Genomic DNA, 16,354 nt, shown 5'->3' with positions numbered 1-16,354 from the left:
ATCAAATGCCTTGGCAACGTTAAAAGACTGACGCTCAAGAGCGGCTCATCAACGGATGGTTTCGGCACGTTCAGCTAACGTTTGCTGCGGCTGTGCATTCATCTTCTAAAGCACACCCTGTTCATCCACCAATCGGCCGTTGGCCCATAAGTTGACCTGGAAACAAGGCAGCGGTCACCGTAGGTTGGTCCGGACCAGCTTATTGCTCATAAGCCGGTTTTGGGTGCGTCAGTAATCCTGCAACTAGCTCAAGAATACCAAAAGTCAGATGTGGCCAGGCAATGCGTTTGGCAAAACCAAGCAGCCAGGGCGAAGCCGCTACCAATACACCGGTCAGCGTGTCGATGGTCAGATGCGTTTTCATAGGGACTTTCTTCATTAACCCGGCTTCGTAATCGGTGAAGGCCGACAGGCCCAGTACCGCAAGGCCCGTACCCACGGCCACCTGGCGGGCCTTGTGATCATCGGCAAAGTTGAGCAGCCAGGGAGATGCCAGAAAGAGGACTCCCGTTGTGTAGTCCAGTAAGCCATGAACTTTGGTTGGAATCAGTTTCATCAGGTTGTCTGTTTTATCGTTCAGAGACATTCCCGAACGGGCATCTGTAATAACCAGACGCGGTCAGGCGTGTACCGTCGGAAGGCTTCCGAATAAGGTAACGGCCACAAGACCATTGCCTCACAAGCCCGCAAATGGGGAAGACGTACCCAAGCAGAGCCGTGTTGACGATACATAACCATAAGCGGACTCTTGGCTCCAACGGGCTTCAGCCGTGAAACAACGACAATGAGCAACCGTACTATAAGTCGATTGCCGCAAAATAGAGCGCAGCAAACTCCGCTGGCTTTGTGGGGTGGCCTGGAGTGTACCGTGAACCGGGTCGGTGATGTGTATCAGGATCAGATAATTCGAAGTGGTCATCAAGACCGACCGCAGGACCTTGATTTGATTGCTGATCTGGGTATCAGCGCCTTGCGCTACCCCGTTCTGTGGGAACGAACGGCGCCCAACCACCCGGATGAGCTAGACTGGAACTGGTCCGATGAGCGGTTAACTCGCTTGCAGGAACTGGGGATTAAACCCATTGTTGGTCTGGTGCATCACGGTTGCGGCCCCCGCTACGCCACATATGACAAGCCCGCTTTTGCCATTGAACTGGCCCGCTATGCTGCTCGGGTGGCCGAGCGGTATCCCTGGATAGACGCTTACACGCCCATCAACGAGCCACTCACGACCGCCCGATTTGGCGGGCTTTATGGGCACTGGTACCCACACGGCCGTTCGTGTCGAATGTTTGTTGAGCTGCTTTTGCGGGAATGCCGGGCCACGGTTATGGCTATGGCTGAAATCAGTAAGGTACGGCCCGATGCACAACTTATCCAGACCGACGATCTGGGGAAAACACACAGTACTCCGCTGTTGGGTTACCAGGCCGAGCTGGAGAACGAACGCCGATGGCTAAGCTGGGATTTGCTTTGCGGCCGGGTAATTCCCGGGCATCCGTTATGGGACTACCTGCGGCAGTCTGGAGCGGCTGAACATGACCTGTGGTTCATGGTCGAATATGCCTGTCCGCCCTCGCTTATTGGTGTCAACTACTACGTAACCAGTGAGCGTTACCTAGACCATCGACTACAAAAATACCCTGCTCACCTGCAGGGAGGTAACGGCCGTCATCAATACGTCGATACAGAGGTAGTCCGGGCCGCCCCTCACCAGCGTACCGGTCTGGCAGGGCTGATGCTGGAAGCCTGGCAGCGCTACGGCATTCCTATGGTTGTTACGGAAGCTCACCTGGGCGATAGAGAGGACGAACAGATGCGATGGCTGGGCGAAATCTGGCAACAGGCTCAGCAGGCTCAGGCGAATGGGGTTGATGTGCGGGCGGTAACGTGCTGGGCCTTACTTGGGCTGTATGACTGGCATTGCCTGCTTACCCGTCGTGAAAATATCCACGAACCCGGAGTTTTTAACGTAAGTAGCGGTTGTCCTGAACCAACCAGGCTGGTAGCCATGCTTCAGGGGTTAGCGGCCGAAAAACCAGTAGAGTCACTGGTGCCGTCGGGTCTTGGCTGGTGGCAGGTTGAGAATCAATTCTCCAGCCTGAAGCCATCGTTTGTCAAAGATAGGCTGGCTATAGTAGCTGAAACATGAAAAAAGCTGGTTCCGTCTTTCACGAGACGGAACCAGCTTTTGTTCGTAAAAATCAGCTTATAATTTATCGACGATCTGACGGGCTACTTTCAGGTGGGTTTTGCTCAGCGGATGCGCTGCTTTAGCAACGCCTTTCAGGCTGGCATCCGATGCGTTCGACTGAACGGTCGACATAACCGTGTCAAGTTTCTCATGCCCTTTAACGCCACTCTCCGTCAGATACAGGCGGTCAAAAGCCATACCCGATGCACTTTGCAGCTTTTCCAGCATTGCCTGGGTTTCGGCATCCGGTCCGGTAGGCAGAGTCATGCCTTTGGCACTGGCAATCTCCTGGAGTTTAGCCGATAAGCCCGTTTGTTCGTCTACTTCAGCTTGTGCCAGAAGCTTGATCTCGGGATTGGTTGCCTTCTGAACGGCTACCTTGCTGGCTTCCAGTTGCATAACGCCCCCTTTAGCGACCTGAAGCATCAGGTCCTGGTCGGGACCCGAAAGTTTTTCCGGACTGGCCTTCACGGCGGATACCGCGGCTGCCCCTTTTTTATTCTGGCTATCGAAAGACGATGTACTTTCTTTCCCCACCGAAGTAGTGGTGCCTGCGTTCATCGTTGAGTTGGTCTGTTGCGCCAACGATACTGTTGCGAATGACAGGGTCACAAACAGGCCCAAAGCCATTGATTTGGTTTTCATAACGTTTTTTGAGTATTCGTTCTAAATTAACTATTGTTTCTCTAGAGCAACGACCTGCTCAACGGTACTGTTTATGGGTTCTGGGAAGAGTAAGGGAACGGACTGACATACAGGCCCGATCAGATTATGGACGAATGTAGATCGTCAGGGTTGTCGGCATAACAATGACCTCATACTCGGTAATGACACGCCCGAAAAAAGATATCTCGCTTAATTGCGTATATATACTGTCTTCGTGATGTGTAGTGGTTCCGGCTATGTATTTTGTTTTCGAAATGGATACGGATGGACCGTTACCTTACTAAACGACTCTATTGTCTAATCGGACTCCGAACCAATATGGTCATGAACCCCATTACCTAACAAAACGTACGATTTTGCTTGTATAAGTTTCAGCACAAAAACAATGTAAATGAGGTAGATGAGATGGATGTTCAGCTAGCTAGCTTATAAAGTAAATCCTACCAAGCTGTAGCGGGAATTAACACGAAGCCAGCCAACGATGCGGTCACTAGCCTCGGGGTGTCAAAAAATGAAAGATTTTTATAACCCATTAGTTGTATAGGTTGGTTAATGAAGGACCGACTAATATCTCCCTTAATACACATGAAAAGTAAAAGCGACCAGGCCAAAATCAAGGCTAATTTTATCCAGGCCAAAGTACTGGTTATCGATGATAGTGATGACCATTGGCTTCTAATCCGGAAAGCCATGCAAACATGCCTTTCTGAAGTAACCGTTGTACGGGCTGCTACTGTCGAACAGGCATTGGACTGGCTCAGCGACTGGCAAACTCAGGAATGGGAGGTACCCAAGCTCATTTTGCAGGATTTGTATATACCGGAGCGGGAAAATGGATGGGCGTTACTCAAGGCCATCAAAGAGATGCCTGCCCCCTTGAATCAGATACCTATTATTATGCTTAGTGCTTCCATGAGCAGCCACGACATTATGGATGCCTATAAGCTGGGAGTTTCTTCATACCTGACCAAGCCAAACACGTACGAAGATTGGATCGCTTACTTTCAGGAACTGCGTGCGTATTGGTGGGAAACCGTCAGCTTGCCCCCTCTGCAGTTCAGTGTATAAGAATTAATTTAGCTTGTATACCTTTACCCACAACATGCCCCCGACCGGATGTCTACTTAGCATCCAGTCGGGGGCATGTTGTGGGTAACGATTATTAGTATACGTTGATGCATGGAAGGCGTATCAATCATCAGCGCTTCTGGCCTTGCCGGAGTTGTCGCTTATTGCTTCATAGCACCTTGAGTTAAGCTGTTCATTGATAACCTCAGGTAGACTAGTTGCCGTCAACAATGACCCTCCCTAGCAACACAAATGAATCAGAACAGCGACCATCTAACGAACACAGGAGATAGTCTTTGTGGTGAACTTATTCTTCGCCTGAGGTTACGGCACCGGAAGGCAGCTTTTGTGGGGTTGTTGTGGGGCCGGAGATGATTATTTTGCCATTTTTTACCTGCATACGGTCAATAAATACGACCCGTTCGTCGCCCGTTTTGGCGGTCCGACCATGATACACGCAAAACATTTCTTTGCCATTCGGCGAATAAGCGATGCTGTTGTGCCCCGTGCCGGTTACCACCCCGCCTTTATCGACGTTCTTCGCCAGTATCGGATTATCCGCCGATTTTTTAAACGGACCCAGCGGGGAGGAGGCTGTTGCGTAGCCAATTGCGTAGTGCTGACCACCGAAGTGATTGGCCGAGTACATCATGTAGTACACGTTGTCTTTCTTGAACGTAACTGAACCCTCCGTCCAACGGCGGTTTGCTTCGTGGGCCGTAACGGACAGGCTTTCCCACTGGGCCTGCCTGTCGCTCAACTGGACCGGTGGCCGTAACAGCAAAACGGGCTGGCCAATGACACCCGAAAAATCTGGCTTAAGTTCAACGCCATACACCCAGCTTTCTTCGATCTCGGTATACCAGCCTTTTTTGCGCGCCAGTTCAGAAACATCGCTTTTAACCGGGTGTTTGTAGCAGCAACGTGAGTAGTACAGATAAGCTTTACCATTGGTATCGAAGAATACATTGGCGTCGATGATGGGATAGCCCGGATCGAAGATGGGCTTGGTCGCTATATCGACAAACGGGCCGGTAGGTTTATCGGCAACGGCCACGCCAATGCGGAAATTTTCCTTTTCGTGCGTCGGGTTTACGTTCCACTGGGCACTGTAAAACAGGTAATATTTGCCGCGCACTTCGTAGACTTCGGGTGCCCAATAAGCTCCATCCCAGCTGGCTTTGGGATCGCTCCAGCCATTTTTATTATCATGAAAGTACACCTGTCCTTCTTTTACCCAGTTAACCAGATCATTGGACGAGTAAGCGGCAAACCCCTTGTCGGCTCCGCCCGTACCATACATGTAATACTTGCCCCTGGTAGACAACACGTACGGATCACCGAATTGGACGGGCAATGGATTGGAAAAAGTAGCTTTGTCGTTGGCAGGGTGTTGCCTGGATTGCGCCTGAACGGAAGACCAGTGCAGGGCAGCGAAGCAGAAAAGCAGGGGGACGAAGGGTTTCATAAGGGTAAGCAGATCATTGAGTAACAAATGTAGATAAGTTGTCTTTAGCGAATGTACCGGAAGATTAGCTATGAATCATTCTTTTCAATACCTGCAAACCTTGTTTGTCCTGCTTACCATTCTTTCGTACGTAGTCGGTTTAACGTTGGGAATACTGGGTATTCTGGCGCTGCTTAAATACCTGAGAAAGTAGCTTTATTCTTTGCAATAGATCATGACTAGTTGATTTTCAATGAGACTTACCGATAAACCTGAAATGACACACCAACGAACAGCTGATCTATTTCTATATAAATAAAGTGCAATAAAGTAATCAACTCTTAATAGTACCATTTGGGGGACTGTTTTATAACTAGGATTATGTTAAGGGAATAAAGCAATAATTCATAAATTCCTGTAATCTCAAAAATGTGGCAATCAGATTAGAATATTACAACATATCACTTCTTTATACGATTGTGCAACAGATCGTTTATGCGCTCATTTATACTTCTGCTTACGACTAGCCTGATAGCGCTTATAATCCCGTTAGCCTGCGTAGATTCATTGGATTTAACGCTTCGACAACGTGTGAATGTTATAGTCGTGGACGGTACAATCACTAATTTAAACGAGCCACAAGTTATAAAATTGAATCGTTCGAAATCTGATTCGCTTACGGGTCGATTTGGATCATTACCATTAACAGATGTTAGGGTTGAAATTTTAGTAGATTCGATACAAGTTATCGTATTAAGAGAGACTGAAGCAGGCCGCTATCAAGCGCCCGATGATTTTGTCGGGCAAATAGGGCATCGTTACCAACTACAATTTACTCTTAAGAATGGTACTCGTTATCAATCTGATCAAGTGGGAATGCCGGCTGTGCCGCCTATCAAGAAAATGAGTACTCACTTCAACCCAGCTAGTCTACCCGCTCAACGTTATGATGGCACAGTTAATCAGTATAGGGGCGCTAATGAGTTGTTTGTCGATTGGCAAGATCCTGCTGAGCAATCTAATTACTACCGCTGGGACTGGAAACTTTGGGAAAGACAAGAGTGGTGCCATACTTGTCAGCAAGGGTTTTACATGATCAATAGCCCAATTAATAATTCCCTCTATGAAGACTGTTTCCCGGATGATCAACAGAATGGGTATTATGTACATGATTACCCTTGTCGAACCTCGTGCTGGGAGATCATTCACAATTTCGATCTTAATTTGTATGACGACCGGCTCAGCAATGGAGGCTTGATTCAAAGACGTAAAGTAGCCCAGATCCCCTATTACAGTAGCAACGGTTGTTTAGTCGAAATTCGGCAAAGTTCGCTCACACTGGATACTTATCGATACTACAAACTGGTACAGGAGCAAACTCAGAACACAGGTGGCTTAGCTGATACTCCCCCAACGGCCTTGATTGGTAATGTACACAATACGGCAAATTTCAAAGAAGCCGTTGTTGCTTATTTTGCCGCTTCCGCCATCGCTCCGATGCGTTATTGGTTAGATCGCAACCAAAATACAGGCAATTCTCCTGGTCTTTTTTTAGGACTCACCGGCTTGAAACCCTCACCTGAAGGCTTGTCCACAGATCCTAACACGGGAAGACCGAAGCCCTCGCCGACCTTTAGGCCAACTCCAACAGCAGTTTGTGTAGAGAGTGATACCCGCACCCCAAATAAACCAATAGGTTGGCAAGACTAATTTCTTGTTATATAAGTGGCATTATGTTAAGCTACACCAATCACTTACCTGTTTTTGACTTGTTGTACTGAGGCTACCAGTCTATGATAGTCAGTCGATGTACAAAAGATGGGCTAGCAGATTAACGAATGTCCTATAGGCAAATTAGACAGTATTCATTTACTCTTGGAGAAGCCCACTCAACACCCGCGCTGGTTCGCTGTAGAGGTTGAAGCGGCTATCGCGTACGAAACCGGCCAGGGTCATTTGGGCTTCTTTGGCCATCTGGACCGCCAGACTCGACGGAGCGCCCACAGCCGCTAGCATGGGAACACCGGCCAGCCAGCTTTTCTGGACAAGTTCGACGCCGATGCGGCCACTCAGAAAAATGCCGAATCCACTCAAGGGTAGCCAGTTTTGCCAGAAGGCCGCACCAATAAGTTTGTCCAGCGCATTATGACGGCCGATGTCTTCCCGAACAATGAGTAGCTTACCGGTTGCGTCAAACAAAGCAGCCGCGTGAAGACCGCCCGTATGGGCAAACGCCCGTTGCGTCTGGCGAACGCGCTCGGGCAGGGCGTGTAAGAGGGGGGGGGCGACCGAAAAGTTGCCGATAATCGGACCGGGTGTAAGCGCCATCACGGCGTCGATGGTTGCCTTGCCGCAGAGCCCACAACTCGATGACGTGAACGTGTTCCGTTCCAGCCGCGACCAGTCAACCACAACGTCGGGATGCAGTTCAACCCGTAGTACGTTGCCTTCTTTAGTAGCGTCTTGCACGCAGTGTCGGCATGAAACGATGTCGGTGGGTTTCTGGATGATGCCTTCGGTAAACAGAAAACCCATAGCCAGTTCTTCATCGTGGCCGGGGGTGCGCATGGTTACCGATACCGGGCGTTGCTGCCGATCGTCTACCGGTCCGAAACCCAGTCGAATTTCCAGCGGTTCCTCCACCGCCAGCAAGTCGGGCGACTCAGTGAGGCTTTCTCCAGAAATTTTATGAACGATAGTTGGCGCAACGAGTGACATGAGCAGCGTACAGAGTTACTGATAAGTAGACACTATTAGTAACTCTGTACGGGCCTAAATGATTACGGATCGGGATTAAAAACTAAACGAGGCTGACGCTTTCAGGGCAAATGAATTCAGCGGGATTCCGTTTGGGCCACCCTCCAGATAATTGAGCCGGTGAATCGCCTGAATCCGGATTATCTTGAAAATATTGTCGATGCCGTAACCTACTTCCATGTATGGCTTGTTGCCGTCCAGAGAGCCGAAATAAATAGGCCTCGTTCCGCCCGGTAACGGCTTGAACGACTCTACGTCCTGGTTAGCTTTGGTTTGCGATCCCCATAGTGCATCGATGTTCGCTACTAATCGCCAGTTCAGTTTGCGGATGCCGGGAATCCGGTTAAATAACAGTCCTTCGAACCGGTGCTGAATATGAACCGCAACAAAGCGGTCACTGACAAATTCGTAGAACTGCATCCGGTTAAATGTGTTGGTCGTCAGCAGCGGAGTCGGGTTACCGATGTGTGGGAATAACAAAGGGGCTGGCAGTGTGGAGGGCGTGTAGCCCGCCGAAAGAAGATAAGTCATCCGGCCAAGCGCACCGAGTCGCAGGGATTGCTGGGCACGTAGTGTCAGGCGGTCATAATTGTATTCACCACCCAGCGATTTAGCCCCGTGCGTGTAGCGAATGGTTAGGACGGGAGCCCGTTTGGTACCCAGGGTAATCCGTTCGTTGCCGTCCATCAAGTACTTTTCCTTGCGTGCCAGCCGGGCCTCTACAGACCAGTAGGCATCGAAAATATCGGACCGCAGCCCCGACTGATCACCCAGTTCAGGTTCAGTCCGGTAATGAAAAGGAAAGAGAGGGTCGAAGGTGCGACTACCCAGGGTTGCCGTCAGCAGGATACCTTTGACGGGCTCCGTTTTAAAGAAAACTTCTTTCTGGTAACTCTGGTAGCCCCCCCGAAAACGGCCAAACCGGCTCAGGGCGTAAAAAATCCGGTTGCCGCCAATCAGTTCGGGCGTCAGGCCCAGTCGTTCGAGGTCATTGGCGATCCGAACGCCCAGGATTGTCCAGTGCTGGCGGGAGAACATATAATCGATTTCGCCCCCGTATTTGAAGGCTCTGTCCAGCGTTCCGTACGCGACGTAACCGCGCAGAACCCAGTTGCGGCTGAATTGCTCATTGGTCCGGAATCCGATGCGGGTTCGCAGGCCTTCCACACTGTTCACGGCAAACAGGTAAGGGTAGGGGCCAATATCGAATCCGCCCACTTTATAAAACCCCGTTACGGCCACCTGACCCACCGCTTCGGCCATTTTTACGGCCGGAACAGCGCGGAGCTTTTCGATGACCTGCCGGGTTTTTTGATCGTCTTTATTAAGCGAATCGGCTCCGGCCAATGTACGCTGCACCGTATGCCAGTAAGCCTCATTGTTGGTCGAAACCGTATCGCTTGGCTCAATAGGTTGCTCGTAGAAAGCCGCCGGATGCGGACGATTCACCAGGATGTTGCTGTTGCGCAGGGTGACCTGAGCCCGCAGCCCGAGCGATTGCTTGCCAACGCCAGTCAGGTCGGCTTTAAGCCGAATACTGACCGGAAGCCAGCCAGCCGTAGTCGATGAACCCGAAGAGTCGGTGGTAGTTTCCAGTTCCTGCTCAATGGTGATCTCCTTTACATAGTTCAGGTTGGCACCGGAACCAATGCGGGTTTCAATCTGGCACAACGCAAATGAAGTAGTATCGATCCAGGCTTTTCCGACGAAGGCAAGATCTTCGGGACGCTTGGGATCGAACTGGATTTCGTAACAAACGTGGTCGCCGATCTGGGTGGTGTCGGCCAGAAAAAATTCGTACCAGTTTTTCCAGTTATCGCCGATGGGCGAAGCAAAATCTTTCCCTAAAATCGGGATGTAGTTATCGTAAAAATTCTGACTGACCAGGTTGGTGCCGCCCAGCAACTGCGAACTTAACCCCGCATCATCAACGGCCACCCCCCTGATGCGCGTTTTCAGAACATCTTCCCGTTTGTTCTGAGGATTCGCCTTAAAATAATAGCGCGATACTGATTCCGAAGCCAGCAAGGGCAATACCCGATGACCGTCTTTATCAATGATCGAGTCATGCTTGCTCATGGCCTCATTAATCCGTTTGATGAGCGGATTCTTGCGCATGCGATCAGAAACGTGGCTAAGCGCAATCTCGGTTTTAACGTAACTGTCGTACTCGTAGGCTGTGAGTCGTTTTCGATCGTTGATCGAGCGGTTTTTGCGTACCTGCCGCAGAACACGCCAGGCCGGGTTTTCGCCGGCTCTAACGGTCACCTCCTGCAGAGCGTTACCACCCGATTCCAGTTTAACGTCAACGGCCTGGGTAGAGCGCTCGGGGTCAATAGCCCGACGACTCACTTTGTAGCCCATTGAACTGACGGCTATCGAGTCGGTAAGAAGTTTAACAACCAGTGAATAGCGGCCTTTTTCGTCCGTTAAGGTTCCGTTTCGTCGTCCCACCAGCGAAACACTGGCGAAAGGAACGGGATCGCCCGTGTTGGCATCTGTAACCAGCCCGGTAACCGTGTACACGGTTTGCGCCTGTGCGGCCGTAAATGCCACACTAAGTACTAACCACAATAAGATCAAGAATGGAGGTAACTGTGTCTTCAACCGTTTTGTCGTCTTGCTGTTCGGATTCGCATGGCGAAGATAACAAAAATACAAGTAGTTACCAGCGGTTACATTTGACGAATCGACATCAAAAGGCGATGAACGGGTAAAACTCCTCTATGAATTGTCATGACCCAATCGTTTATTTATTATTCGTCAAGAATAAGTAGTTTTTACTAGATCGAGTCGATAGGGGAGTCAACTCGATTAGCCTACCAGCCAGATGCGATCCGCTTCGGATCCCTGTTCGGTCCACTCGACAAGAACCTGCTGCGATTCCAGCGTATTGACCCGTATGCCCGTGTAATCCGGCTTGATGGGCAGATCACGGTTGTAGCGCCGGTCAATCAACACCAGTAATTCCACTTTACGGGGACGTCCGAACGCGGTCATCGCATCGAGAGCCGCCCGCACCATTCGCCCCGTAGCCAGCACGTCATCAACCAGAATGACCCGCTTGTTCTCGATGATGAACGGAACGTGCGTAGTATTGGCCCGGAGGGGCGTATCACGACGGCGGAAGTCGTCCCGGTAAAAGGTAGCGTCAAGGTAGCCAAGGGGTACATCATGGCCCAGCGCCCGGCTCAGTTCGCGGGTAACGCGCTCGGCGAAATAAATACCCCGTGGCTGCAACCCCAGAATAACGGTGTCGTCGAAATTCTGATAATTTTCGATGAGCTGCTGGGCCAGCCGACTCACAACAATTTCCAGCAATGGGCTGGATAAAATTAGGCGCTGTTGATTCATGCGGTAAAAATAGTCGGAAGTCAGGTACCATCGGCTCATCATCTTCCTTCTTTGTTTACTACCGCTGGGCGGCAGTCGTGTGTAATCGTGTTAATTTTGCCTGCTCTAGTGGAGTTAGCTATTAACTGTTTATGAAATTTCTGATCGTTGGCCTGGGCAATATCGGCCCGGAGTATGCGCTTACCCGGCACAATGCTGGTTTTATGGTTCTTGATCGTCTGGCGGCACAGCATGATTTCAGCTTCGCGATGACCCGGCTGGCCTACACGGCAAAGTGGCCGCACAAAGGCAGACAACTGGTCTTTGTCAAACCGACCACGTTTATGAACCTAAGTGGCAAGGCTGTTCTGTATTACATGAAGCAGGAGAATATTCCGGTTGAGAATGTCTTGATTATCACCGATGATAAGGATTTGCCGTTTGGTAAACTGCGGCTGAAACCCAAAGGATCGCCGGGTGGTCACAATGGCCTGCGCAGTATTGACGAGTTGCTGGGTACGCAGGAATACGCCCGACTTCGGGTAGGTATTGGCAATAATTTCTCGAAAGGCCGGCAGGTTGATTTTGTGCTGGGGCAATTTCCCGAAGACGAACTGATTCAATTACCCGACTATCTGGACCGTGTTGGAAGCGCTGCACTCGCTTTTTGTACTATGGGCATACAAATGGCCATGAATAATTACAACCAATGATATAACTATTTAAAGAAAATTGCATTTTTCCTTACTAGTATGAATACATGGTGTATTGACTTAATGTAAAAATTATATTTGGTTATATATTGTTTTGTTTTAAAAAATTGTGCTCTAATTGGATGGGGCCGCATAAGATTCGGAAGAAAATTTTGTGAAGGACGTAATGTGTACTTGTACTTCCAAACTTTCTATAGACCTTTGTGCGTTATCTGATTGAAAACAAAATAGAACAAATCAATGAAATCGCGTGTTATCTTTGCATCAGTAGTTCTTGGATTAGGATTAGTGATCACCCAGGCAAACGCGGCTACCACCACCAGCAATGATGATAGCCCGGCAGCTACCAAGCCGGCAAGTGCTATGCTTGTCAATGGTTCACAAATGCAGTTCGCTGCATACATTGGACATACCGTTGGCAAGTTTGCGCAGACTACCAATTGGACAAACTTTATAAGTGTTATCTCGTTGTACAACCAAAGCCCGGCGGCCGTTCTGAACATCAGCCCTGCCGATCGCGCTAAGTTCAACGAAGCAGCCGCTCAAGTAACGAATACACTGGCCAAGCAGAAAGATGCGAACGCTAGTCTATGGATGCATCAGGCCGATCACACAACACGCATGATTAATTTCCTTTGGAATGCCAATCAATCTGCTGTTGAAGCCGCTGACATTCAGTAAGATAAATCAGATTTCCATTTGCTGGGAATTTGGAACAGAAAAGAGTAAAAGTTAGTTTTTCATGTAGAAAAGGTTAAGGGTTTAGGAATAGTTAGTATAGGGTTCTCCGCTCAGATCGGGGAACCTTATCTTTTTTTAGGCCTGTCGAGTTCGCTATTTATCTGCTTGCCCTGCCCCCCGTTTGGGCACCATGACCTGCAACGCTCCGGGCTCAACGACCGCTTTCAGGTTGGTAACACGCCCTCTATACTCGCCATCCACCTGAAAGTAAGCCCGTCGGTGGGTGGCAATCTCTATTGATGTTGCCGGATAAATCTCTATTTTCTTCGGATCGAAAGGACGGTAGCGCCAGAAAAGTTTGATGATTTCCCAGAAGGACAACCGGCGGAAAATAACCACCTCAAATTGCCCATCGAATGGGTCGCCTTCCGGGTTGATAACGGCTCCGGTTCCATACATGCGGGCGTTGGCCAGCACGACCATAAAGGCCGCCCGTTGTATACACTCGTCGCCAACGGTGATGGATACCCGCAGCAATCGTCGCTTTTGCAGTACCTTAATTACTCCCTTGAGGTAACCCAGTTTGCCCCGCAGGTTGTTTTTTTCGTAATAACGAACCAGGCGGGCATTTAACCCAATGTCGCTGAGGTGCAGGCAAACATCATTATCGTTTACCCTGATGATGTCTGTTGCCCTTGGCTCACCATCGAGCAGGAGGGAAAGGCTACCATTCACATCGGGGGGAATGCCCAATTCGCGGGCCATCCCGTTGGCTGAACCTGCCGGTAGTACGCCGAGTGGTATAGGACTGCCTAACAGGGCAGTCGCCACGATTTTGATGGTGCCATCGCCCCCAACGGCGACAACACAGTCGGGTTTATGCCGGTCAATTTGCTGACGGATGGTATCGTCATCGGTTTTTCCGTCGAGATGAAACTGATGGCAGGTATGGGGCGAATCGGCGAAGAATGCGGTGATACCCTCTTCCCAAACGGTTTTGTCCGTTCCACCCGATACCGGGTTGATGGCGAATAAAAAAGTCAACTTCTGAACGGATTACAGGTTATAAAAGGGTGATATTGATGGAACGTTATGAACACTGCGCAATCCCCTTTTGGGTATAAACAAAAATTAAGCCTGAAGGGTAAAGTAAAACGTTATTTCTTAACATTACTGCGGATCACAGACCAGCCGACGGTTAAAGTATACCGGGGATTTGGCAATGACAAATGCCTGACCATCTATGGCCATGTGTTCCGGCAAAGTCCACTGCCGCGGCATAACTATCGGAACATTGACTTCATCAATTTACTGGCTGTGCTGCGGCTGTTTCTGGTGCGGCCTTATCCACACACCCTGATTCGATTGCAGGTAGAAAATCAGACGGTGCAGGTTATGGCCGATGCCGATGGCTGTTTTCAGGTCGATATGCCGCTACTGACGCCACTGGCTCCTGGCTGGCATCCGGTTCGGGCTCAGCTTATTTCCCAGACATTGACGCCCGAAACCGTTCTGGCCGAAGGCGAGGGGCAGGTGTTGATCCCGTATCCGTCCCGGTTCATCTGCATTTCTGATATTGATGATACTTTCCTTGTTTCCCATTCGGCTACCATCGCCAAACGGCTGCTGGTGTTGCTGACCGAAAATGCCCACAGTCGAATGCCCTTTGATGGGGTCGTGGCTCATTATCAATTACTGGCTGAAGCGAACAGCGGTCCTCAGGCGTCGAATCCTTTTTTTTACGTATCGAGCAGCGAATGGAATCTGTACGATTATATCCTGGAGTTTTCACGAAAAAATGGGTTGCCCGATGGCGTTTATCGGCTAAGCCAGCTTAAACGTTTATCGCAGGTATTGAAAACGGGGAAGGGGAAACACCACACGAAGTTCGATCGAATTGAGCAAATACTGACTACGTACCCCGACCGGCAGTTTATTCTGCTTGGTGATGATTCTCAGCAGGATCCGATCATTTACGAGTCTGTTGTTCAACAGTATCCGCATCAGATACGTTGCGTGTACATTCGTCAGATTCAGGCTAAGAACAAAGCCCGGACGATGGCGCTGATGGCGCGCATCGAAGCGAAAGGCGTTGCGTCGTGTTACTTCGCCCATAGTGCCGACGCCCGGCAGCACTCTCTTAACATTGGCCTTGTCGCTTCCTGACTGACCAAACAACGGATGTGAACGTGACGTTGGATTTTTATACCCTATGCTGTTAGGTTTTGAAAAACCTAACAGCATCAAATGGGAGCTATAGCCTACAGCGGATATCTGATAAAATAACTAGGTCCTTTTTTGCATTGCCAAAAGTCCGAGCAGTGGGCCCGGAAGCAGCAGGTAAAACAGCCAGCCGGAAAAACCAACCTGCGTCACAAACCAGGACATAAGCTGAATCGAGATGACGGTTAACAGAAAACCAACGCAGGTAACGAGAGTTAGTACACTGCCCCGGTCTTCGGTTATGGCATGGGTAGCCACCAGTGTTGAAAACTGAGGAGAGTCGCCAGCGGCAGCCGCGCCCCATACCAGCAGAAATAAGCCGAGTGCCGAGGGGGCCAGTGACAAGGCCCAGGGTACCAGAATCAGGCATATTCCGGACGTCAGCAAGAAATACCGGGCTACCCGTGCGCTGCCGATGCGTGACGCCAGAATCCCACCCCCGCCACAGCCCAATGCGCCGGCGGCTATGGTGCCAAAGGTCCATAGGGAGGTTGGTATCGTTTGGTCAGGATGTTGCTGCTGGTAGTAGATGAGTAAGCCTGGTAGAAAAGCCCAAAAGGTGTACAATTCCCACATATGGCCGAAATAGCCCAGCATGGCCGGCCGGAAAGAAGAAGGTTTTCCCAGAGCAAGCAGTGTCTGAAAACGGAAAAAAGTCCCCTTACCCCGTGCGGGCCGGGCTGGTACGCTTAACCCCATCAGGATGCCGCCACTCAGGGCCAACGCACTGACCGACACCGTTACCGTACGATACGGAAGATGGCTACCCAAACCCTGAATCAAATAAGGGAATGCAGTGCCCAATACCAGAGCTCCGACCAGAAACCCCATGGCCTGGCCCAGACCGGCTTCGAACCGCTCGGCGGCAATCTTCATTCCAACGGGGTAAACACCCGCCAGAAAGAAGCCCGTCAGAAATCGGCTAGTCAGAATCGTTTCGGCGCGTATAGGGAACAGAAGCCAGCCTGTATTAACCAGCGCGGCAAGCGCTACCGAGATCAGAAAAACCGAGGTAGACCGAAATCGGTCCGGAATAGCCAGCAGCGCATAACATAGCGTGCCGATAATAAATCCAATCTGAACGGACGAGGTAATCCAACTGTTGAGTTCGGTTGTCTTCAGCAGGGGCTGAAGCTCCGGTAAAACGGCATTCCCCGCAAACCACAGTGATGTACCGGCAAATTGAGCAAAAACGATAACCAGCAGCTGACGTTGCCGGTGTGGAGAAGAGGGCATGCCCAAAGATAGAGCCGTTGCCAGACATAAACCAGA

At 50.2% G+C, this 16,354-nt stretch carries 15 protein-coding genes; 7 read left to right on the top strand and 8 right to left on the bottom strand.

The genetic code is table 11. The annotated features are described in order from the left end of the window. Positions 1-199 precede the first annotated feature (199 nt). Positions 200-556 carry an SPW repeat domain-containing protein gene (locus ACYU87_RS05280; RefSeq protein WP_461132974.1) on the bottom strand — a complete coding sequence of 119 codons (357 nt, stop codon included), beginning with the start codon at positions 554-556 and terminating at the stop codon, positions 200-202. Between the two features lie 228 nt (positions 557-784). Here ACYU87_RS05280 and ACYU87_RS05275 point away from each other — a divergent pair, with 228 nt between their 5' ends. Then, positions 785-2,152, top strand: a complete 1,368-nt coding sequence (locus ACYU87_RS05275) for a family 1 glycosylhydrolase (protein ID WP_461132973.1) — start codon at positions 785-787, stop codon at positions 2,150-2,152. Positions 2,153-2,209: 57 nt separating this feature from the next. Here the strand turns inward: ACYU87_RS05275 and ACYU87_RS05270 are convergent, their stop codons facing one another. Further along, the gene (locus tag ACYU87_RS05270) at positions 2,210-2,839 is read right to left on the bottom strand and encodes a DUF4142 domain-containing protein (protein ID WP_461132972.1); all 630 of its coding nucleotides are present in this window, start codon (positions 2,837-2,839) and stop codon (positions 2,210-2,212) included. Positions 2,840-3,445: 606 nt separating this feature from the next. Here ACYU87_RS05270 and ACYU87_RS05265 point away from each other — a divergent pair. Beyond that, complete coding sequence (locus tag ACYU87_RS05265) at positions 3,446-3,928, top strand: response regulator (RefSeq protein ID WP_461132971.1); 483 nt, start codon at positions 3,446-3,448, stop codon at positions 3,926-3,928. A 307-nt stretch (positions 3,929-4,235) separates the two neighbouring features. Here the strand turns inward: ACYU87_RS05265 and ACYU87_RS05260 are convergent, their stop codons facing one another. After that, the gene (locus ACYU87_RS05260; RefSeq protein WP_461132970.1) at positions 4,236-5,396 is read right to left on the bottom strand and encodes a glycoside hydrolase family 43 protein; all 1,161 of its coding nucleotides are present in this window, start codon (positions 5,394-5,396) and stop codon (positions 4,236-4,238) included. A 70-nt stretch (positions 5,397-5,466) separates the two neighbouring features. Here ACYU87_RS05260 and ACYU87_RS05255 point away from each other — a divergent pair, with 70 nt between their 5' ends. Continuing rightward, positions 5,467-5,589 (top strand): hypothetical protein, encoded by a 123-nt coding sequence (locus ACYU87_RS05255; protein ID WP_461132969.1) that lies wholly within the window; start codon positions 5,467-5,469, stop codon positions 5,587-5,589. Positions 5,590-5,870: 281 nt separating this feature from the next. Beyond that, positions 5,871-7,085 carry a DUF4249 domain-containing protein gene (locus tag ACYU87_RS05250; protein ID WP_461132968.1) on the top strand — a complete coding sequence of 405 codons (1,215 nt, stop codon included), beginning with the start codon at positions 5,871-5,873 and terminating at the stop codon, positions 7,083-7,085. A 159-nt stretch (positions 7,086-7,244) separates the two neighbouring features. Here the strand turns inward: ACYU87_RS05250 and fdhD are convergent, their stop codons facing one another. From fdhD to pyrR, 3 genes are all read right to left on the bottom strand, one after another. After that, a complete protein-coding gene (gene fdhD, locus ACYU87_RS05245) occupies positions 7,245-8,093 on the bottom strand; it encodes a formate dehydrogenase accessory sulfurtransferase FdhD (protein WP_461132967.1) in 849 nt (282 codons plus the stop codon). A 75-nt stretch (positions 8,094-8,168) separates the two neighbouring features. Further along, on the bottom strand, positions 8,169-10,688 hold the full coding sequence (locus ACYU87_RS05240) for a DUF5686 and carboxypeptidase-like regulatory domain-containing protein (RefSeq protein WP_461132966.1): 2,520 nt from the start codon (positions 10,686-10,688) through the stop codon (positions 8,169-8,171). 258 nt (positions 10,689-10,946) lie between these two features. Beyond that, positions 10,947-11,486, bottom strand: coding sequence for a bifunctional pyr operon transcriptional regulator/uracil phosphoribosyltransferase PyrR (gene pyrR, locus ACYU87_RS05235; protein WP_461132965.1), 540 nt, complete (start codon positions 11,484-11,486; stop codon positions 10,947-10,949). 131 nt (positions 11,487-11,617) lie between these two features. Here pyrR and pth point away from each other — a divergent pair, with 131 nt between their 5' ends. Both pth and ACYU87_RS05225 read left to right on the top strand, forming a co-directional pair. Then, complete coding sequence (gene pth, locus ACYU87_RS05230; protein ID WP_461132964.1) at positions 11,618-12,178, top strand: aminoacyl-tRNA hydrolase; 561 nt, start codon at positions 11,618-11,620, stop codon at positions 12,176-12,178. A gap of 240 nt (positions 12,179-12,418) precedes the next feature. After that, positions 12,419-12,859, top strand: coding sequence for a hypothetical protein (locus ACYU87_RS05225; protein ID WP_461132963.1), 441 nt, complete (start codon positions 12,419-12,421; stop codon positions 12,857-12,859). A gap of 153 nt (positions 12,860-13,012) precedes the next feature. On the opposite strand, the gene ACYU87_RS05220 is transcribed toward ACYU87_RS05225, so the two are convergent. Further along, positions 13,013-13,903 (bottom strand): diacylglycerol/lipid kinase family protein, encoded by an 891-nt coding sequence (locus ACYU87_RS05220; protein ID WP_461132962.1) that lies wholly within the window; start codon positions 13,901-13,903, stop codon positions 13,013-13,015. A 48-nt stretch (positions 13,904-13,951) separates the two neighbouring features. Here ACYU87_RS05220 and ACYU87_RS05215 point away from each other — a divergent pair, with 48 nt between their 5' ends. After that, positions 13,952-15,025, top strand: coding sequence for an App1 family protein (locus ACYU87_RS05215; RefSeq protein WP_461132961.1), 1,074 nt, complete (start codon positions 13,952-13,954; stop codon positions 15,023-15,025). 120 nt (positions 15,026-15,145) lie between these two features. Here the strand turns inward: ACYU87_RS05215 and ACYU87_RS05210 are convergent, their stop codons facing one another. Continuing rightward, positions 15,146-16,318 (bottom strand): MFS transporter, encoded by a 1,173-nt coding sequence (locus ACYU87_RS05210; RefSeq protein ID WP_461132960.1) that lies wholly within the window; start codon positions 16,316-16,318, stop codon positions 15,146-15,148. Positions 16,319-16,354 lie beyond the last annotated feature (36 nt).

This window comes from Spirosoma lituiforme (assembly GCF_054776635.1).
Note: the sequence above shows the minus strand (reverse complement) of the source record. Positions and strands in the feature narration are given on the sequence as shown.